This window comes from Nocardia sp. NPDC051787, assembly GCF_040681325.1.
GTDB lineage: Bacteria > Actinomycetota > Actinomycetes > Mycobacteriales > Mycobacteriaceae > Nocardia.
Genome location: NZ_JBFAYO010000021.1, coordinates 61,298 through 80,884, shown reverse-complemented (window position 1 = coordinate 80,884; position 19,587 = coordinate 61,298). Strand labels below are relative to the sequence as shown.

Sequence of the window (19,587 nt, the reverse complement as noted above, 5' to 3'; positions counted from 1 at the left end):
CGGTGCAGCCGCTTACGGCCGCAGCACAGATACCAGGAATTCGGTCTGGTCGTATACCGCCTTTTCGAAGACTTCGTCGAAGTAGATGTCGAAATGTCCCGCCGGATAGCGCTTTACGACGGCGTGCTTGGTGCGTTCGGCGGCGCGCAGCGCCGATTTCACCGGGGCGACCGAGTCGTCGTCGCACAGTGCGTACAGCACCGGCATCTTCAGGGCCTTCGCGCGTCGCCCCGGTGCGTCGAACAGCACCGAGAACGCCACGCGCGCGGCCACTTTCGGCTCGTAGGTCTCGCTCTCGTCGGTCAGCCTGCGGAAGCCATCCAGCACGTCGGGTGCGCTCATCAGCGCCGCGGAGCGCTTGCGCCCGGCCAGCCGGATACGGACGGGCTTGCGCCGGATCGTCCCCAGCAGCAGATCGGTCGCCGCGATGGTGGCCACCTTGGTCACGCTGATCGGTCCCTTCGCCAACGCCGAGGACAGGCCGCTGGTGAACGGCACCTGCGCGACCACGGCCGCGATGTAGTCGTCGTCCGGCGCCACCGACAGTACGTGCCCGCCACCGAACGAAGTTCCCCACAACGCGATTCGGGTCGCGTCGATCCCGCGCACGGTGCGCGCGTAAGCGATGGCGGCATGCCAGTCCGCACGCTGGCGCGCGATGCTGAGCAACTGCCGCGGCGTGCCCTGACTGGCGCCGAAATGCCGATAGTCGAACACCAGCACCGCCATGTCCGCGGCCGCGAAACGCCGCGCGTACCGGTCCAGTCCCATTTCCCGATTTGCCCCCAGCCCGTGTCCCATCACCACTAGCGGGCGGGGTTTGGGTGCACCGTCCGGGCGATAGAGCCACGCCGCGCACTGCTCGCTTCCGGAAGGGAAGCAGACCTCGACACGTTCCATGGCCACTAACCGTACCCAGTATTCTGTTATCGCGGACGAGTTGGTCGGGCGGCCGCGGCGCAGGGAACGGGCACGGTCGTGCCGCCGCCCGGCGCCGAGGAAAGTCCGGACTCCACAGAGCAGGGCGGTTGCTAACGGCAACCCGGGGTGACCCGCGGGAAAGTGCCACAGAAAACAGACTGCCCACGGCCGTAGCGGCCGTGCGGTGAGGGTGAAACGGTGCGGTAAGAGCGCACCAGCGCCCCGGGTGACCGGGGTGGCTCGGTAAACCCCGCCCGGAGCAAGGTCGAAGGCCGCACCGTTCGCGGTGCGGCTGCGCAGGCGTTCGAGGGTTGCTCGCCCGAGCCTGCGGGTGGACCGCTCGAGGCACCCGGCAACGGAGTGTCCAGATGGATGGCCGTCCCCCGGTGCGAACCGGGGACAGGATCCGGCTTACAGACCAACTCGTCCGCCCACCCGCGCTTGCGGCCCTGCCGAGTTCGCGCTCAGCAGCGGCGAGAAGAGGTGCCCTCGTCGGCGGCATGCCGGATCCCGCGACCTGGACCGGCGCATCGCTGCCGGGTAGCGGTGGGCAGCTACCGCCGACTTCGACGGTCCTACGTCCTCCAGCGCGGAGGGATCAGCACATCAGGTTGGCCATCTGATAAATGGCCTTGGCTTCCTCCGCGGTCGGCTGGGTGTTGCCGCCGCCCGCCCGCTTGGTGATGTCGGCGACGACGTCGTTCTCGGACTTGCCCGCCTTGATGTCCGCGCAGGTCTCGGACAGGATGCTCGCGATCTTCGCGTCATCCTTGCCTTCGGCGAGCTTCGGGAACGCGCCGCGGAAGCTGACGACGAATGCACCCGTCTTCACGGTGTCGACCGGGGCGGTGGCGCCTTGCGACGCGGCCGCGGTGGTGGACGAGGCGGCGCTGCTGGGCTTGTCGTCCCCGCAACCGGTGAGGAGCAGGGAAAAGAGGGTGGCGCTGGCCGCGATCGCGGCGGTGGTTCTTATCACGCGCGGGATGCTAGCGGCCGAGGATCACTGCCGCCTCCCGTCAGGTTAACGGGAGGCAACGAGTGTGGGAGAACAAACGCGCGGTCAGGTCGGGTTGATGGTGAAGACCTGAGCCCAGTACGCGGCCTGTTCGGGACCGAGCAGAGGCAGCAAGTAGTCGAACAAAATCGATGACATAAGTGTGCAGCTCCCAATTGTCGACGTACGGCACATTTTCGAAAGCGCGGGCGAACGCGACGCCCGACACGCCGCGTCACGTTAGCAGCGCGGGCGCTGTGGTGTCGCAGCGCGAGATTTTCGCCGCCCCGGTTCGTGCGCCACTGGCCGTAAGAGTGATCGACGTCATAAAGTAGTCGCCGTTGGCAAGGCCCGGTGCGGGGCAGCACCCGGCCATTCATACTTCGATCGCGGGAAAGCAGGTCTCAACACATATGCGAGTAGTTCGCTCCATGGTCGCCGGCGCATTGGTCGCAGGCGCCGCCTCGGTTTTAGCGGTGCTCGGCGCCGGCTCCGCCAACGCGGTCGCGGTGACGCCGCTGCCGGGTGGGGTTCAAGTCGACCTCAGTCCCACCGACACGGTGTGGGTGCATCAGAATCACGTCGGTCTGGCCATCGCCGGGCTGCCGCATCCGTCCGCCGCCTCCTTCGGTCAGGCGCTGGACGCCGCGGCACAGGTGTCGTCCTCGGTCCCTGGTGGCCGGGTCACCTTCACCGTGTACGGTCCGTTCGATCAGTTGAGCGGCACCATGCTGGCGCTGCAGTAGGACCGGCGCCGTAGCGTGGAACTCCACCAGCGGATCGTCTCGGCGCCGGTAGATTTCGGCGCCATTCGTTCCGAGTTCGGCTTGGCCTCGACGTATCCCGCCGAGGCCAGCGCGGAGGCCCGTGACGCGGTCGACGCGTTCGCGGGCAACCGGGTCGATCGCACGGACATCCCGTTCGTGACGATCGACCCGCCCGGGGCCGTGGATCTGGACCAGGCCCTGCATCTCGTACGTACCCCCACCGGCTTCCTCGTGCACTACGCCATCGCCGATGTCGGTGCCGTGATCGCTCCCGATGGCGCGCTCGCCATGGAGTCCGGCGCCAGGGGGCAGACTTTCTATCTCCCCGACGGCACGGTGCCGCTGCACCCGCCGACCCTGTCGGAAGGCTCGGCGAGCCTGTTGCCCGGGCGAACTCGCCCGGCCGCGCTGTGGACCATCGAACTCGACGAGCATGCCGAACCCCAGCGTTTCTCGGTGGTGCGGGCCGCGGTGCGCTCCCGCGCCCGGCTCGACTACTCCGGCGTGCAGGCCGACGCCGAGGCCGGTCGGTTGCATCCCTCGATCGCGGCTCTGCCGGAGTTCGGCGCGCGGCGCATCGCGGCGGGGCTGGCGCGTGGCGCGATCGGGCTGCGGCTGCCAGCGCAATCCGTCGTCCAGGACGAGCGCGCCAACGGACACTGGCGGCTGGTGGTCGAACCGCGCACCGCCGCCGACGACTGGAACGAACAGGTCTCGCTGCTGACCGGCATGTGCGCGGCGCAGATCATGCTGAACGGGAACGTTCCCGCCGAGGAGCGGCTCGCGCTGCTGCGCACCATGCCGCCACCGGCCGAATCCGCGATCGACTCCATGCGCCGCACCGCGCACGCGCTGGGCGTGGTCTGGCCCGCCGAGGAAGCGGTCGGGCAGATGCTGGCGCGCCTGGATCCCAACACCCCCGCGGCGCTGGTGCTGATGTCCGAGGCGACGACTCTGCTGCGCGGTGCGTCCTACACCGTGGTCGCGGGTGCGGCCGGGGCACCGCCCACGCCGGAAGCACTGCGGCACAATGCTATCGGCGCGCCGTACGCGCACGTCACCGCCCCGTTGCGACGGCTGTCGGATCGATTCGCGACCGAGATCTGCCTGGCCCGCTGCGCGGGCACGCAGGTGCCGCGCTGGGTACGGGACGGGCTGATGCGCACGGCCGACAGCATGCGGCGCAGCGATGGCGTCGCGAGCAAGATCGAGCGTGCCTGCATCGATCTGACCGAGTCGACCTTGCTCGCGCGGCGGATCGGCACCGAGTTCGATGCCGTGGTGGTGCGCGAGGCCAACGGCAATCGTCCCGCGGTGATCTTCATCGCCGATCCGCCGGTCCTCGGGCCGTGCCTGGGCGAGCCGCCGGAGGGGTCGGCGGTGCGGGTACGCGTGGTGTCTGCGGACCCGAGAGAGCGGAAAGTGAGCTTCGCGTACCCGGCGTGAATATGCGCCTCAGTGAGCGCAGCGCGCTCGGGGCGCATCGGCTACGTAGGCGAGCCGCCGGAACGGGCGACAGTCCGGGTGCGCCTGTTGCCGGCTGGATCAGTGGAGCGACCTTCGCTGCCTCGGATGGATGCGCGTATTGGGTGTACGCGACGGAGGCGGCGATTACGCGCCCGCCCCGGTGCCGTGTCGGTCCATCGATGCCCTGCCGCGCTGGGGCTGGTGGGGACCTGGCCAGCGGTGATCTACCCGAACAGCGCCGCGGCGGTGGCGGGATAGCGGCTCAGTTCGCGACCGGCCGCGGCGTCCTCGGCGTCAGCGAGGATCTCGTAGAGGTCCGCGGGCTCGCCCGCCGCGGCGGCCTCGGCCGCTCGATCGAGGATCGCATGGCGGGATTCCACCGCGTCCCGGTGGTCGCCGAGTACCGTCTGCAGCTTCTTCGCGCGGCTGCCCAGATCGGCGGCATCGCCCACTTCCTGCGCCGCGGCCTCGCATGAGTAGCGTAAACGCTTGGCGCTCTTGCGAATATCGTGTAGCAGCTCGATGCGCTCGGTCGCGGCGACCGTCGGCTCGGCGCGGACGAGGGATTCGACCCTGGCGAGATCGCTGCGCAGTATATCGCCGAAGACGTCGGCGGCCTCGCCCGTGACGCGGGAGTGGCGCAGCGGCGGGTCGGTGCGCCATTCGGACAGTTCGTCGCGCAGCTTGCGGTAGCGCTCGCTGTCCAACGCGGTCAGGACCTCGGCGTGGGCCAGGCGATAGCGCTCGCGCTCGGCGATCACCAGGCGCGCGGTGACCGGGCCGAGCTCGGCAGGCGGGGTCTGCCCGCCATGGTCGGCCAGGAGGGCGGCGAACCGGTCGGCGCGCACCTCCGCGTCCCGGGCCTCCCCGAGCAGTCCGGCCACCCACTTGAGCTCCGCGACCATCACCGCGACCGGCTCCTTGACGAAAAGCCCACGATAGGACCGCAACACGCTGCGCAGCCGGCGCGTGGCCACCCGCATCTGGTGCACCGAATCCGGTGCGTCGGAACGTACTTCGGGCTCCGCGGCCAGCAGCCGGTCGATATCGTCCCGCAGTGCCGCGACAAGAGCGTTCGCCGCCGTGGTCACCGCGCTCACCCCTCTTTCGCGAATCGGTCGGTCGCTTCGATCAGGTGATGGGTGATGCCGGGCTCGTTCGCCGCGTGCCCGGCGTCGGCGACGATGTGCAGGACCGAACCGGCACACGCCCGATGCAGCTCCCACGCGCTGACCGCAGGGCAGACGATGTCGTGGCGGCCTTGCACGATCACGGCGGGGATGTGCGTGATGGCGCCGATGTCGCGCAGCAGCTGGCCCTCGTCGAGGAAGCCGCCGTGGCGGAAGTAGTGGTTCTCGATCCTGGCGAAGGCGAGCGCGAACCGGGGCTCGGCCGTTTCGGCGACCCGATCCGGGTGTGGCAGCAGCGAACTCGTCGCGCCTTCCCACGTGGACCACGCGATCGCGGCCGCGCGGGCGACCTGCTCGTCGGGCGAGTGCAGCAGCCGGTGATAGACCTCGACGAGATCGTTATCGCGCTCGTCCTCCGGCACCGGCGCGAGGAACTTCGCCCACTCGTCCGGGTAGACGTAGCCGGCGGCGCCGTTGTAGTACCAGTCGATTTCCTTGCGGCGTAACAGGAAGATGCCGCGCAGCACCAGTTCGGTCACGTGTTCGGGATACCGCTGCGCGTAGGCCAGCGCGAGCGTGGAACCCCACGAGCCGCCGAACACCTGCCAACGCTCGATGCCGAGATGTTCGCGCAGCGCCTCCATGTCGGCGATCAGGTGCCAGGTGGTGTTGTGCTCCAGGCTCGCGCCGTCGGCGAGGTGTGGCGTGGAGCGGCCGCAGCCGCGCTGGTCGAACAGCACGATCCGGTAGGCGGCCGGGTCGAAGAACTGCCGGTGGTACGGCGCGGTGCCGCCCCCGGGGCCACCGTGCAGGAACACCACCGGCTTGCCGTCCGGATTGCCGCTGACCTCCCAATACACCGACTGGCCGTCACCGGCCGCGAGCATGCCGGAGTCGTACGGTTCGATCTCGGGGTAGAGGGTGCGCATTCGGCCCGCCCGGCTCAGAAGGCGAGTCCGGAGGCCAGGTCCGGAATTCCCAGTGCTTCGATGGCCTGCTGGCGCACGTCGGGGCAGCTCTTGGTGGCGGCGCGGTCGATGATCGGCTTGTCGGCCAGCACCGCGGCGTTGATGCCGCCGTTGCGCAGCGCCCACTCGTGCACGAGCGCGTTGAGCCCGATCTTGCCCAGCGTTCCGCCCTGGATACGCCAGTTGGACAGTTCCGGCCGGAGCATGTCGCACAGTTGGTTCGCCGCGGCGTCGGAGATCTCCGGGCTGGCCGGTGTGGTGCGGCCGGTGGTTGTGCCCGGCGTCGCGGATGCCGTGGTCGAAGTCGCGCTGCCGGTGGGAGCCGGGCTCGACTCGCTGCCGCACGCGGTCAGGGCCGCGGCGGCGAAAACGCCCGCGATCAGCAGGGAGCTGCGTGAAATCCAACGGCTGTACGGCATCGGTACCTCTGGTCGTGTCGGTATTGTCGGCATCGAGTCTGCCATTGATTTCGCCGACCGGCCCGAACCGGTTGGTTCCGCTGGGAATAGTTCAGCCGAGCGGTTCCAGCGTTGGGCCGGGCAGCGCGAGGCATGGGCGCACTGCCCGGCCGGTCGTCGTCTTCGGTGCGAACGCCGGGTCAGAAGCTGTGTTCGGGCCCGGGGAAGATGCCCTGGCGCACTTCGTCGGCGTACGCGGCTGCCGCGGCGCGCAATTGGTCACCGATGTGGCCGAAGCGCTTGACGAACTTCGCGGTCTTGCCGCTGGTGTAGCCGGCCATGTCCTGCCAGACCAGCACCTGTGCGTCGGTGTCGGTGCCTGCGCCGATGCCGATGGTCGGAATGGTCAGCTTCCGGGTGACCTGTCCGGCCAGCTCGGCCGGCACCATCTCCATGACGACGGAGAACGCGCCCGCCTCCTGCACCGCGATCGCGTCGGCGATCAGCTGCTCGGCACCGTCCCCGCGGCCCTGCACGCGGAAGCCGCCCAGGGTGTTCACGCTCTGCGGGGTGAAGCCGATATGCGCCATCACCGGGATGCCCGCCGCGGTGATCACCGCGATCTGCTCGGCGACGCGCTCGCCGCCCTCCAGCTTCACCGCGTGCGCACCGCCTTCCTTCATGAACCGGGTCGCGGTGGCCAGCGCCTGCTGCGGCGAGGATTCGTAAGCGCCGAACGGCAGGTCGGCCACCACCAGCGCGTGCGGGGCACCGCGCACCACACCGCGCACCAGCGGGATGAGCTCGTCCACGGTGATCGGCACGGTGGTGTCGTAGCCGTACACGACGTTGGCGGCCGAGTCGCCGACCAGCAGTACCGGGATGCCTGCCTCTTCGAACAGCCGTGCCGTGGAGTAGTCGTAGGCGGTCAGCATCGCCCAGCGCTCACCGTCGGCTTTCATCTGCCGCAGATGGTGCACCCGGGTCTTGCGCACGACCTTCTTGGTCTCAGCGGGCACCGCACCGTAGGCAGGGGTTTCCGAATCGGATACGGACATCATCGTCCCTTTCGTCTGTGTCGCCTCGGGGCCCGTCCGGGTCCCCGGGATTGCTTGACGAAACCCAGTGTGCCACCCGTGGCCCGGGCGGCTTAAGGCCGATGACCGGTGCAATTGGTCACAGCGCCGGGCGGGTTTGCCCGAGGAGGTGGCGGTGTTTGCTGGCAATATCGAGGTATGTCGACGGTGTGGAGTGAGCGCGGTGCGCTCGTGGTGGCGGTGCTGGCTTCGGTTGCTGTGCTCGGCGCGGGGTGCGCCATCACCCGCACCGAAACGGGACAGCCGATGCCGACGCCGCCCGCCGGCCTGGAAAAGTTCTACGGCCAGACCGTGCAGTGGGGCGAGTGCACCGGATTCGGCGGACGGGACGACCGCCTTCCACCGAACACCGACTGCGCACGGATCACCGTTCCGGTGGACTACGCGGCGCCGGACGGGCCGACCGCGCAGATCGCGGTGTCCCGGGTCCGCGCGACCGGTCACCGCATCGGTTCGCTGCTGATGAATCCGGGCGGGCCGGGGGAGTCGGGGCTCGGCATGTCGTCACTGGGCAACAAGACACCGTTGGCCGAGCGCTTCGACCGGGTCGGCTTCGACCCGCGCGGCGTCGGCTCCTCCACTCCATCGATCGTCTGCCAGACCGCGCAGGAGCAGGACGCCGAGCGCGCCGAGCCGCAGGAGGACTACTCGCCGGAGGGCATCGCCGACGCCGAGGCGGACAACCGCCGCTACGCCGACCGCTGCACGGAACGGACCGGCAAGAACTTCCTCGCCCACGTGGGTACCCGCGAGGTGGTACAGGACCTCGACGTCCTGCGGGCCGCGCTCGGTGACCCGAAGCTGAGCTATGTCGGTTACTCCTACGGCACCAAGATCGGCTCGGCGTATGCGGAGAAGTTCCCGGAACGCGTGCGCGCCCTCGTGCTCGACGGTGCCATCGATTCCTCGCAGGACCCGGTGCAGGAGTCGTTGCGGCAGGCGGCGGGCTTCCAGAAGGTGTTCGACGCCTACACCGCCGACTGCGCCCGGCAATCGGACTGCCCGCTCGGCACCGATCCCGCGCAGGCGGTACGGCGGTTCCGCGAGCTGGTCGACCCGCTGTGGGACAAGCCGGCGCCGACCACCGATCCGCGCGGGTTGAGCTACGGCGACGCGCTCACCGGTGTGCGTCAAGCGCTCTACACCGACGAGCTGTGGAAGGCGCTGACCCTCGGATTGTCCGAACTGCGCGACGGGCGCGGCGACACGCTGCTGTTGCTGGCCGATCTGTACGACGGCCGCCGCGATGACGGCACTTACACCAACACCACCGACGCGTTCAACGCCATCCGTTGCGTGGACGATCCGCGCATCACCGACCGCGCCGTGACGGGACGGCAGGACGCCGAATACCGCAAGGCGGCGCCGTTCCTGGACGACGGCCGCGGCACGGGTGCGGCGCCGCTGGAGCTGTGCACCGCCTGGCCGGTGCCGAACACCAGTGAACCGCACCGGATTTCGGTGACCGGCTTGCCGACGACGGTGGTGGTGTCCACCACCGAGGATCCGGCGACGCCGTACCAGGCCGGTGTCGACCTGGCCGCCCAACTGGGCGCCGCGCTGATCACCTACCGCGGCAACCGGCACACGGTGGCGCTGGCGGGCGGTGTGCCGTGCGTGGACGACGCGGTCATCGCCTATCTGATCGACCTGACCGAACCCGCGCCGGGACTCACCTGCTGAGCTCGTCCGGATCGGTTGCTGAACGGTGACGCGGAGCGTCCCGCGCGGGGAAAAGCTCACAAAGCGGACGATCCGGCTGTGCAGAGTCTTCCGAAAAAATCCTGCTCAGCAATCTTAAGCGTGTATGTAACACAGATTTAACGCCGGGTGCTTACGCTCGCGGGCATGGATCGCCAGAAGGAATTCGTGCTGCGGACGCTCGAAGAGCGGGACATCCGCTTCGTACGTCTCTGGTTCACCGACGTCTTGGGCTACCTGAAGTCCGTGGCGATTGCCCCCGCTGAGCTAGAAGGCGCGTTCGAAGAGGGTATCGGCTTCGACGGCTCGGCCATCGAGGGCTTCGCCCGGGTCTCGGAGGCCGACATGGTCGCCCGGCCGGATCCGTCGACCTTCCAGGTGCTGCCGTGGGCCACCAGCAAGGGCCACCAGCACTCCGCGCGCATGTTCTGCGACATCACCATGCCCGACGGCTCGCCGTCCTGGGCCGACCCGCGCCACGTGCTGCGCCGCCAGCTCAACAAGGCCGGCGATGTGGGCTTCAGCTGCTATGTGCATCCCGAGATCGAGTTCTTCCTCCTGGAGAACGGCCCGCACGACGGCAGCCTGCCGATTCCGGCCGACACCGGTGGCTTCTTCGACCAGGCCGTGCACGATTCGGCGCCGAACTTCCGCCGCCACGCCATCGACGCGCTGGAGTCCATGGGCATCTCGGTGGAGTTCAGCCACCACGAGGGCGCACCCGGCCAGCAGGAGATCGACCTGCGTTACGCCGACGCGCTGTCCATGGCCGACAACGTGATGACCTTCCGCTACCTGATCAAGGAAGTGGCCATCGACGAGGGCGTGCGTGCGACGTTCATGCCCAAGCCGTTCCCCCAGTACCCCGGCTCGGCGATGCACACGCACATGAGCCTGTTCGAGGGCGAGACGAACGCCTTCCACGACCCCGACGACCCGATGAACCTGTCGGAGACCGCTCGGGCGTTCATCGCGGGCATCCTCGAGCACGCCCCGGAGATCAGCGCGATCACCAACCAGTGGGTGAACTCCTACAAGCGCCTCATCCACGGCGGCGAGGCGCCCACCGCGGCCTCCTGGGGCCGGTCCAACCGCTCCGCCCTGGTGCGGGTGCCGATGTACACGCCGAACAAGGCATCCTCGCGCCGCGTCGAGATCCGCAGTCCCGACTCCGCGTGCAACCCCTACCTGACCTTCGCCGTGCTGCTCGCGGCCGGTCTGCGGGGCATCGAGAAGGGCTACAACCTGCCGCCCGAGGCGGAGGACGACGTGTGGTCGCTGACCACCGCCGAGCGGCGTGCGATGGGCTTCCGCGAGCTGCCCGGCACGCTGGACGAGGCGTTGCAGGCGATGGAGCGCTCCGAGCTGGTCGCCGAGACGCTCGGCGAGCATGTGTTCGACTTCTTCCTCCGCAACAAGCGCAGGGAATGGGCGGACTACCGCAGCCAGGTCACGCCGTTCGAACTCAAGGAATATCTCGGGTTGTAACCCGGGAATGACCTTCGGCGGCATGCCCGCGGTCTCGGCCAGGTAATTTGAGAACCATGGTCCGGCCACCGTCTGCCCGCTCCGCTGTCCCCGGCGTCGGTCGGCTCGGATTGCTCGAGCCGTCCGCTGCCGCGTCGCTGCGCGAACTGGGCTGGGACAACGTCGAGAGCATTCCCGTGCTGTGGGCGCTGTCCCGCGCGCCGGACGCCGATCTCGCGTTGAGCACGCTCATGCGGCTGCGCGAGAGCATCGGCGACGAGTGGGCCGCGGTCGATTCGGCGATTCGCACGGATACGTCGTTGCGCGGCAGGCTGTTCGCGTTGGTCGGCTCGTCCAGCGCGTTGGCCGATCACCTGGTCGCCCGGCCGTCGGCCTGGGAGATCTTGCGCCGCAAGGACTTGCCCGGTCGCGACGAGGTGATCGCCGACCTGCTGGCCGTCATCGAAGCCGAGCCGGAGCCGGGGCCCAGCGCGGCGCCGATGCTGTTCCGTGCCGGGATCTCGGGCCCTGAGGTGGTGGCGTCGCTGCGTCAGCGCTACCGCGACCAGCTGATGCTGCTGGCCGCGCTGGACCTGGCGGCCACCGTGGAGAACGAGCCGGTGCTGCCGTACCAGGTGGTCGGGCGACACCTCACCGACCTGGCCGATGCCGCCCTGACCGCGGCACTGGCCGTCGCGGTGGCACGGGTCTGCAAGGACGAACCGGTGCCGGTGCGGCTGGCCGTCATCGCGATGGGCAAGTGCGGCGCGTGCGAGTTGAACTACGTCAGCGATGTCGACGTGGTGTTCGTCGCCGAGCCCGCCGACGCCACCGCAACGCGGCTGGCGGCCGAGCTGATGAGTGTGGCCGGCCAAGCGTTCTTCGAGGTCGACGCGGCGTTGCGGCCGGAGGGCAAGGCCGGTGCCCTGGTGCGGACGCTGGACTCGCACATCGCCTACTACAAGCGCTGGGCGCGCACCTGGGAGTTCCAGGCGCTGCTGAAGAACCGCCCGGCGACCGGTGATCTCGTGCTCGGCCAGCAGTACCGCGACGCGCTGATGCCGATGGTCTGGACGGCCTCGGAGCGTCCCGATTTCGTCGCCGACGTCCAGGCGATGCGGCGCAGGGTGGAGGACCTGGTGCCCGCCGATCTGCGCGAACGCGAACTCAAACTCGGGCACGGCAGCCTGCGCGATGTCGAATTCGCCGTGCAGCTGCTGCAATTGGTACACGGGCGGGTGGACGAGACCTTGCATGTGCAGGGCACCGTCGAGGCGTTGACCGCGCTCGCGGTGGGCGGGTACGTCGGCCGCGACGACGCGGCGAACCTCACCGCGTCGTACGAGTTCCTGCGCCTGCTCGAGCACCGGCTGCAACTGCAGCGGCTGCGTCGCACGCATACGTTGCCCGCCGCCGACGACGAGGAGGGGATGCGCTGGCTGGCCCGCGCCGCGCACATCCGCCCCGACGGCAGGCAGGACGCGGTGGGCGTACTGACCAGCGAGATCCGCCGGAACGCGGTGCGGGTGCGGCGATTGCACGCCAAACTGTTCTACCGCCCGCTGCTGGAATCGGTGGTGCGGCTGGAGCCCGACGCGCTGCGGCTGAGCCCGGAAGCCGCCATCCGGCAGCTCGCCGCGCTCGGCTACGCGGCGCCGGAACACGCGCTCGGACACCTGAAGGCGCTGACCGGCGGCGTCTCCCGCAAGGGACGCATCCAGGCTCTGCTGCTGCCGACGCTGCTCGAATGGCTCAGCGACACACCGAATCCCGACGCGGGCCTGCTGGCCTACCGGCGGGTGTCGGAGGGGCTCGCCGACCAGATCTGGTTCCTGCGCGAGCTGCGCGACGAGGGTGCCATCGCCCAGCGGCTCATGATCGTGCTCGGCTCCTCGGAATATCTGCCCGACTTGCTGATCAACGCGCCCGAGACGATCCGGATGTACGCCGACGGTCCCAGCGGTCCACTGCTGCTCGGTCCGCAAACGGAGGAGGTCGCGCGCGGCATTCTCACCGCGGCGGCCCGCTACGACGACCCGAAACGCGCTGTGGCCGCAGCGCGTTCACTGCGCAGGCACGAACTGGCGCGGGTGGCGTCGGCCGATCTGCTCGGCATGCTGGACGTGCCGCAGGTGTGCCGGGCGTTGTCGTCGGTGTGGGTGGCAGTGCTGGAGGCGTCGCTGCTGGCGGTGATCCGGGCGAGTGAAGCCGAGCGTGGATCTGCGGCGCCGGCCGATATCGCGGTGATCGGCATGGGCAGGCTCGGTGGCATGGAACTCGGCTACGGCTCCGACGCCGACGTGCTGTTCGTCTGCGACCCGCGCCAGGGTGAAGACGAGACCAAGGCCGTCAAATGGGCGATCGGGGTGGCCGACCGGGTGCAGCAACTGCTGGGGGCGCCGAGTACCGATCCGCCGCTGCTGGTCGACGCAGGGTTGCGCCCGGAGGGCCGCAACGGCGCGCTGGTGCGCACGCTGGCCGCATACGCCGCCTACTACGAGCAGTGGGCGCAGCCATGGGAGGTGCAGGCGCTGCTGCGTGCCCATCAGGTGGCGGGCGACCAGGAACTCGGGGTGCGCTTCCTGCACGTCATCGACAAAGTGCGGTATCCGAAGGGTGGTGTGTCGGCCGACGCGGTGCGCGAGATCCGGCGGATCAAGGCCAGGGTCGACGCGGAGCGCCTGCCCCGTGGCGCGGACCCGGCCACCCACACCAAGCTGGGGCGCGGCGGTCTGGCCGACATCGAGTGGACGGTGCAATTGCTGCAGCTGCGGCACGCTCACGAGGTGCCGGGCCTGCACAACACGTCCACGCTGCAGTCGCTGGACGTGATCGAGCAGACCGAACTGCTCGACGGGAACGACGTCGCGCTGCTGCGCGACGCCTGGCTGGCCGCCACGAAGGCACGCAATGCCCTGGTGCTGGTGCGCGGCAAGCCCACCGACCAGCTCCCCGGCCCGGGCCGCCTGCTGTCCGCCGTCGCACGTGTGGCCGGCTGGCCCTCCGGCGACGGCAGCGAATTCCTTGACCACTACATGCGCGTCACCCGGCGCGCCAAAGCCGTGGTCGAACGCGTCTTCGGCGCTTGATTCCGTCAGTTGCCGATGTGCAGCGCTCCGGCGATGGTGGGCCAGGACCGGGACAGTTCGTCGGCCCAGTACGGCCAGGAGTGTGTGCCGGTGAGCCGTAGATTCACCGTCGCCGGAATCTGCAGTTGGTTCAGCCGGTTCGCGAGTGCGAGGGCGCATCCGAAGGCTCCGGCTTCGAGCGGGCCTCCGACGGTGATGGTGTCGGGGAGCTCGACCTTGCCGGGTAGATCGTGTTCGCCGGGGATTCCACTACCGCTGGACAGGTAGATCGCGGTGCCGCGCAAGGCTTCCGCGTGTGCCATGACGTCGTGGGCGAGCCAGTCGGGATCATTCGGTGGGCCGAACATGTTGTCCGGATTACCGCCGTAGGTTTCGACGATCCCGCGGGCTTGGGCTTGACCAGCGCCTGTGAGGGTGTAGCAGCCGCTGTGGGCCGCGACGACGGAATACATGCCCGGTGTCCGGAACGTGAGCATCATCGCGGCTTCGGCGCCCATGGAGACACCCTGGATTCCGTTGCGGCCGCTGCCTTCGAAGTGCGCATCGATCAGTGGCGGCAGTTCGCGGGTGAGGAACGTCTCCCATTTGTTGGTGCCGAGGACCGGATCGCGGCGCTGCCAGTCGGTGTAGAGATTGGCCGGACCGCCCGTGGTCAGCACGACGTTGACGTTCTTGTCAGCGAAGAATTCTCGCGCCCGGCCGTACTCGATCCAGCTGCTGCTGTTCTCGGGAGCGCCACGACCGTCGAGCATGTACAGAGTCGGTCGCGGTCGGCTACGTTCGGCAGGCACCAGCACCTGCACCTGCACCACGCGTTTCATCGCGGGTGAGTTCACGAATACGCGCAGCCACCGGTCGGTGATCGGCTCGACACGGTCGACAACCGGTAGGGCCGGGAGGGCGGAGCTTTCCGAGGGGGCTTTGTAGCCGTCGGACGACCCCGTATTCGGGCGAGACGACGGCGGGTCCGCGACAACCACCCCGGACGCTGTCGTCAGAGCCCCTAGCATCACCGCTGCCGGCGCAAGCACCCTGGCGATCCACCGCGTCCGCAAGCGCCGACCATCTGGGCGCATCGGGGTCGAACTACCTCGCCGTGCCCGCCGCCCTTCTGCGGTAGGGCGGTGTCGATCAACAGTTTCTTCGCCGCTGGCATTACCAGCACGAACAGCAGGACCCTCGAAGACGCGTTGCACTCCTCCAAGTAGACCAGGAAACACGCAGTTTCCTCACATTGGGAACGAGCAAACCGTGCGACTGTGATGCATATGTTTCGGAGCGGCCGCAACTACCCCGCATCCCCGAGTCCCGGTCACCCGATTCACCCGCTCGGACGACCACGCCATTCGCTGTCATCGGAACCGCAGAAGCATTGTCACGCTGGTGGTTCCGGCGCGGTTGGTGATTTCGGAGCCGACAACTTCGGTGAAGCCGAGGCGGGCGTAGAGGCGGCGGGCGGGGTTTTCGGCGCGGACGCTGAGGCTGATGGCGGGGTATCGGGATTGGATGTCGGTGATGAGGCGAGTCAGCAGAGCGGTGCCGAGGCCGGTGCCGCGGGCCGCCGGTGAGACCGCGATCGCGAGTTCCGGGGTGGTGTCGTCGACGTAGCCGTAGCCGGGGTTCTCGCTGGTGAACAGCCGGATCCAGGCGGCGCCCTCCGGGTGGGTGGCTGTCGCGCCGACAACGCCGAGGTCGTCCTGTGCGCCCCAGCCGTCGACGTAGCGGGACAGGTCCGGGAGGGTCCGGAGAGCGTCGGGTGAGGTCAGGCCTTGTTCGGCGGCATGCGACGCCTCGTACAGCATTTCCCAGAGGAATGACTCGTCATCGCGGGTAGCGGGGCGCAGCAGCGGGGGTGTCACGCCATCGACAGTAGTGGCGGTCGGAAGCGCGTCGTTCGCCCCGGTCTGCGGCCGTTCGTTGTCGGCGCGGCTGACACCCCAGTTTTGTTGGCTTGCGGTGACTTTCCATGTACGCGATGCTGGACTGTTCGCGAACTGATGGGACGATGCGACGGCGGCCGGCGCTTCCGCTGCTCGATCGCTTGTCCAAGTGCTAAGTGGCAGCGCTTTCGGCATACCAGGTCATCGCACCGGTGCCGAGATGAGCGACGCGGCCGACGCGTCTCGACTTGTGCAGGGGCAAGGAAGGGGATTTCGGATGACGGATTTGTCGGCTGAAGAGATTCGCCGCGTGTGGGACGGGCGTGTGCAGCCGGTTTCGGCGGAGTTGCTGCCGGTCGGCGTACCGTCGGCGACCCGGGAATTTTTGACCACGATAGGACTTCCCACACTCCCGGTACTGGATTACACCTTCTTCCGCGACGATCGGTTGTCTGCGCCGATGCGGCGCGGTGGGCGCGAGTATCTGGTGTTCGCCGAGAACACCAGCAACAGCGTGTTCGGGGTGGAACTCGAATCGGAGGCGGTGTACCGGATGCACCGCGCTTACCCAGGTGACCAGAGAGAGTTCTACAACTCGAATCTCGCCCTTTTCGTGTACTTCCATGGCTTGCTCAACCACAACGTGCTGAGCCTGGAGGAGGTCGACGAACAACTGCTCCTGGATGCCGTGAACAGCGTCCGAGTGCCGCTCACCGAGCGAGATCCAGCGGCATTGTCCGACGACGCGCCCTGGCGATGGACCCTCTCGGATCTGGAGACGGAGTGGCAATGATCCCGATCCCGTCCGCACCTGACCGAAGGTCGTGGCGCCGTGGCGCCGACTGTCCGGCCTCGTCCTCGCAATAGTTCTCGCGCTGCTGTTCAGCGGCTTCGACCTCGCGCCGGTCCATGCCGGGCCGACTGGTGCTCCGAAGGAGAATTACCAGCTCAGAAAGGTCTTTCCCGGCGACCCCATGCACATCCCGATCCTGCTGTATCGGTACCGGCATACCGAGGATCTCGCCACTGGGGTACCGAAAGATCAGCAGCCTACGGCGAACGTCTCCTGGGACCGCAACGCCGCGGGTTTCCAGTTCTCGGTCGGCGGAACGATCTATGTCGTGGTCGCCCCGAGTCTGTCCCGATTCAACAACGCCACCACGATCGCGGTCATCGACATCTATCGTCTGGACAATCCGGCCACCGGTCAGTGGACGGTGGTCGACCCGCAACTGAGACCCTTGGCCGACCCCCAGGGGAGGCCACTCGGTGACTGGCGGACCTCCTGGTATCCCAGTGATCAATGGGATGTGAAGAACTTCCCGGCCATCGACGCCGAACGGCGCTCGGGACTGCACTCGGAACGGGTGGCCGACCTCTACTTGGAAGAGGTGGTCAAGAAGCACCACCCCTCGGCCAGAGCCGATGTCGGCCTCTCCGAGCGGATCCCCTGCAACGGGCCTACCCAGTGCCGGGCGAATCTGCAGGTCGGCGCATGGTTTCCCGACCTGCGGGACATGCGCTATATCACCGAGGAGAAGAGCGACAAGCCGCCTGCCGCCGCGCAGAACGCCATGATGAAGATCTACGACACATGGACGTCGCGGGACTTCCCCGTGGGCCCGGACGCTTCCGCCCAGCTGGGATATCACGACTTCACCACGCCTGGCGACGATCCCGCGCAGGGGCCAGCGGCTCGGGCGCTTGCACCTGGCGCCGACCCGGGAGGCATCGACTTCTCGACGCTGCAATTGCGCTACCTGGCGGAAGGGCAGGGCGGCAAACTGGAATACGCTTTCGACGCATCGGCCACCACTGGCACCGACCACGGGCCCACCGAGGGCCGGCTCGCGATGGCCCGGGCCTCGGACGCCTTCTTCGTGTGGCTGAGCCTTCCCTCCTCCACATTCTGGGTCAATTTGAATCCCGCTGAGCCCGATCGGATCGTCGATGACCGACTCGGTAGCACCGACGTGGGGCGCATTCTGCTGCAAGCGGACTTCCAGATGAAGAAACTCGTCGGCACCCTCATCCATCCCGACAGCCCGATAGGACAGCAGTTCTGGGGAAGCTCGAACCTCGCCGGCGGGAGCTGCATCGCCATAAGGCAGTGGATCGTCCCGGAGCCCGGCCGGCGTGTACGAGCAGAATGGCGGCCTGTACATCGTGGATGCGCCGCTGGACGTCAAGTCGGAGACCGACTATTTGCGGGCACAGGGGTCGACCGGCAGCGCCTGTGTCGTTCCGGACGCGGGTTTGGAAACCGCCTTCCGAAATCTGGTCTTGCCCAGGATCAAGGACGCGATCAACGGTGCACTTGAATTCGCCGAGCTGCGTCAGGTGTATCTGAGCCGAGTGGCTGCCGAGTGGTACCGCCAGCGCCATGCCACCGGTGGGGCGCTGGCGAGCATCATCGATAGTGGCGATGTGACCAACTGGCCGGCGCTGCAACCATGGTCTGCACGGGATGTGTTCAACCAGTATGTCGATTCATACAACAAGCACGAATTCAATGTCACCAAACGGATCGAGCGTGGCGACTACCTCTATGACATGACCTACACCTATGGTGGCGTCGACTTCAGCCAGATACCACTGAATCAGCTCACTCGGTCGTCACTCGAGCAGGTCCACCCGGATCTGACCAACGTAATCGGTCAGTCTCTCCAGCATGTGGTACCTGGTCGACGTGGGAAGGTCTGGCTCGGCGCCACCAGCGAACCACTGCGCGAGCAGAACGCCGCTGCCAGGGACTCCTCTTCCATGCTCGACAGCGTCGGCCCGTTGGCTCTTGTCGCGATGTTCCCCCTCGCCGTGCTGATCGGGTGCTATCTGTGGTCTCGCCGGCAGCGCTCGTGACGCGGCAGATCGACGACTTTCGCACCCTCACTGCACAGAGTGGTCAGGTGGGTTTTTGTCGAACGCCCTGACGCGGACTCGAGCGTGGAGGGTGAGGCTGGTGCGGGCGGCGCGCTGTTCGCCCCAGTCGTAGAGGGCGGTGAGGACGGGGACGAGGGTGCGGCCTTCCTCGGTGAGGGTGTATTCGACCTGTGGCGGCACCGTGTCGAAGACGGTGCGGTGGACCAAGCCGTCGAATTCCAGCTCACGCAATTGCTGGACGAGCATCTTCTCGCTGGTGGTCGGCATGCGTCGGCGCAGTTCGCCGTAGCGGTGCACGCCCTCCTTGAGGTGGGCGAGGATCACCGGCTTCCACTTGCCGCCGATCAGGTCGACGGTCACCTCTACGGCGCAGTTGTAGCGCTTGTCGGGCACATGGCCTCCGGGTACTCACCAAAAAGTGCGTTCTTGTAACACTGTAATCGTCGCGATTCCATGTATGCCGTTCGTATCGACCAACGCAGACATGGAGCAAAACCCTATGAAGGTCATCGTTTTCGACCGATTCAAGCCGGGCGTCACGCTGGAGACGATCAACCCCTACCTGCCCGAGGAGGTCGCCAATGTGTGGCGGCTGTGGAAGGCGGGCATCGTGCGGGAGAACTACGCCCGCGCCGACGAGCCCGGCGTGGTGATCGTGTTCGAAGTCGACAGTGTCGAAGAGGCGCAGAAGTACGTCGCGGACTTCCCGCTCACCAAGGCAGGCTACCTGGAGTGGACCTATGTTCCGGTGCAGGCGCCGTTGCCGCTGGAGGCGCTGATGGACCCGGCGGTCGACGTCGCCGAGCCCTACGACCGGACCGCGTGAGC

The 19,587-nt window shown here is 67.9% G+C and carries 18 protein-coding genes and 1 other RNA gene; 10 read left to right on the top strand and 9 right to left on the bottom strand.

Features of this window, described 5'->3' with window-relative positions:
- Positions 1–12: 12 nt before the first annotated feature.
- Positions 13–900: an alpha/beta fold hydrolase gene (locus AB0M45_RS22265; RefSeq protein ID WP_364332239.1), complete on the bottom strand. Its 888-nt coding sequence runs from the start codon at positions 898–900 to the stop codon at positions 13–15.
- Positions 901–936: 36 nt separating this feature from the next.
- Between AB0M45_RS22265 and rnpB the strand changes: the two genes are divergently transcribed.
- An RNA gene (gene rnpB / locus AB0M45_RS22260) (RNase P RNA component class A) lies at positions 937–1,351 on the top strand.
- Positions 1,352–1,519: 168 nt separating this feature from the next.
- Here rnpB and AB0M45_RS22255 read toward each other — a convergent pair.
- On the bottom strand, positions 1,520–1,897 hold the full coding sequence (locus AB0M45_RS22255; RefSeq protein WP_364332236.1) for a hypothetical protein: 378 nt from the start codon (positions 1,895–1,897) through the stop codon (positions 1,520–1,522).
- Between the two features lie 449 nt (positions 1,898–2,346).
- On the opposite strand from AB0M45_RS22255, the gene AB0M45_RS22250 reads away from it, so the two are divergent.
- Positions 2,347–2,661 carry a hypothetical protein gene (locus AB0M45_RS22250; RefSeq protein ID WP_364332233.1) on the top strand — a complete coding sequence of 105 codons (315 nt, stop codon included), beginning with the start codon at positions 2,347–2,349 and terminating at the stop codon, positions 2,659–2,661.
- A 15-nt stretch (positions 2,662–2,676) separates the two neighbouring features.
- Entirely contained in the window at positions 2,677–4,128 is a 1,452-nt protein-coding gene (locus tag AB0M45_RS22245) for an RNB domain-containing ribonuclease (RefSeq protein ID WP_364332230.1), read from the top strand.
- Between the two features lie 245 nt (positions 4,129–4,373).
- Here the strand turns inward: AB0M45_RS22245 and AB0M45_RS22240 are convergent, their stop codons facing one another.
- The 4 genes from AB0M45_RS22240 to panB form a co-directional block, all read right to left on the bottom strand.
- A complete protein-coding gene (locus AB0M45_RS22240; RefSeq protein WP_364332227.1) occupies positions 4,374–5,240 on the bottom strand; it encodes a CHAD domain-containing protein in 867 nt (288 codons plus the stop codon).
- A 5-nt stretch (positions 5,241–5,245) separates the two neighbouring features.
- Positions 5,246–6,208 (bottom strand): prolyl aminopeptidase, encoded by a 963-nt coding sequence (pip, locus tag AB0M45_RS22235; protein WP_364332224.1) that lies wholly within the window; start codon positions 6,206–6,208, stop codon positions 5,246–5,248.
- Between the two features lie 14 nt (positions 6,209–6,222).
- Complete coding sequence (locus AB0M45_RS22230) at positions 6,223–6,666, bottom strand: hypothetical protein (protein ID WP_364332221.1); 444 nt, start codon at positions 6,664–6,666, stop codon at positions 6,223–6,225.
- Between the two features lie 179 nt (positions 6,667–6,845).
- A complete protein-coding gene (gene panB / locus AB0M45_RS22225) occupies positions 6,846–7,703 on the bottom strand; it encodes a 3-methyl-2-oxobutanoate hydroxymethyltransferase (RefSeq protein ID WP_364332396.1) in 858 nt (285 codons plus the stop codon).
- Between the two features lie 177 nt (positions 7,704–7,880).
- Between panB and AB0M45_RS22220 the strand changes: the two genes are divergently transcribed.
- The 3 genes from AB0M45_RS22220 to AB0M45_RS22210 all read left to right on the top strand — a co-directional run bounded on the left by AB0M45_RS22220 (position 7,881) and on the right by AB0M45_RS22210 (position 13,999).
- Positions 7,881–9,425 carry an alpha/beta hydrolase gene (locus AB0M45_RS22220; protein ID WP_364332218.1) on the top strand — a complete coding sequence of 515 codons (1,545 nt, stop codon included), beginning with the start codon at positions 7,881–7,883 and terminating at the stop codon, positions 9,423–9,425.
- Between the two features lie 165 nt (positions 9,426–9,590).
- Positions 9,591–10,931 (top strand): type I glutamate--ammonia ligase, encoded by a 1,341-nt coding sequence (gene glnA / locus AB0M45_RS22215; RefSeq protein ID WP_364332214.1) that lies wholly within the window; start codon positions 9,591–9,593, stop codon positions 10,929–10,931.
- A 56-nt stretch (positions 10,932–10,987) separates the two neighbouring features.
- Positions 10,988–13,999: a bifunctional [glutamine synthetase] adenylyltransferase/[glutamine synthetase]-adenylyl-L-tyrosine phosphorylase gene (locus AB0M45_RS22210; RefSeq protein WP_364332211.1), complete on the top strand. Its 3,012-nt coding sequence runs from the start codon at positions 10,988–10,990 to the stop codon at positions 13,997–13,999.
- Positions 14,000–14,004: 5 nt separating this feature from the next.
- Here the strand turns inward: AB0M45_RS22210 and AB0M45_RS22205 are convergent, their stop codons facing one another.
- Together AB0M45_RS22205 and AB0M45_RS22200 are read right to left on the bottom strand one after the other, a co-directional pair.
- Positions 14,005–14,820, bottom strand: coding sequence for an alpha/beta hydrolase family protein (locus tag AB0M45_RS22205; RefSeq protein WP_364332208.1), 816 nt, complete (start codon positions 14,818–14,820; stop codon positions 14,005–14,007).
- Positions 14,821–15,351: 531 nt separating this feature from the next.
- Entirely contained in the window at positions 15,352–15,858 is a 507-nt protein-coding gene (locus AB0M45_RS22200; protein WP_364332205.1) for a GNAT family N-acetyltransferase, read from the bottom strand.
- 298 nt (positions 15,859–16,156) lie between these two features.
- Between AB0M45_RS22200 and AB0M45_RS22195 the strand changes: the two genes are divergently transcribed.
- Genes AB0M45_RS22195 through AB0M45_RS22185 form a run of 3 tightly spaced genes read left to right on the top strand, consistent with a single transcriptional unit; the run spans position 16,157 to position 18,738 of the window.
- On the top strand, positions 16,157–16,672 hold the full coding sequence (locus AB0M45_RS22195) for an SUKH-4 family immunity protein (protein ID WP_364332202.1): 516 nt from the start codon (positions 16,157–16,159) through the stop codon (positions 16,670–16,672).
- Positions 16,673–16,703: 31 nt separating this feature from the next.
- A complete protein-coding gene (locus AB0M45_RS22190) occupies positions 16,704–18,200 on the top strand; it encodes a hypothetical protein (RefSeq protein ID WP_364332199.1) in 1,497 nt (498 codons plus the stop codon).
- The gene (locus tag AB0M45_RS22185) at positions 18,163–18,738 is read left to right on the top strand and encodes a hypothetical protein (protein ID WP_364332196.1); all 576 of its coding nucleotides are present in this window, start codon (positions 18,163–18,165) and stop codon (positions 18,736–18,738) included. Before AB0M45_RS22190 ends, AB0M45_RS22185 begins: the two co-directional genes overlap by 38 nt.
- A 27-nt stretch (positions 18,739–18,765) precedes the next feature.
- Here the strand turns inward: AB0M45_RS22185 and AB0M45_RS22180 are convergent, their stop codons facing one another.
- A complete protein-coding gene (locus AB0M45_RS22180; RefSeq protein WP_364332193.1) occupies positions 18,766–19,152 on the bottom strand; it encodes a helix-turn-helix domain-containing protein in 387 nt (128 codons plus the stop codon).
- 106 nt (positions 19,153–19,258) lie between these two features.
- Here AB0M45_RS22180 and AB0M45_RS22175 point away from each other — a divergent pair, with 106 nt between their 5' ends.
- On the top strand, positions 19,259–19,585 hold the full coding sequence (locus AB0M45_RS22175) for a hypothetical protein (protein WP_043689051.1): 327 nt from the start codon (positions 19,259–19,261) through the stop codon (positions 19,583–19,585).
- The last annotated feature ends 2 nt before the right edge of the window (positions 19,586–19,587 follow it).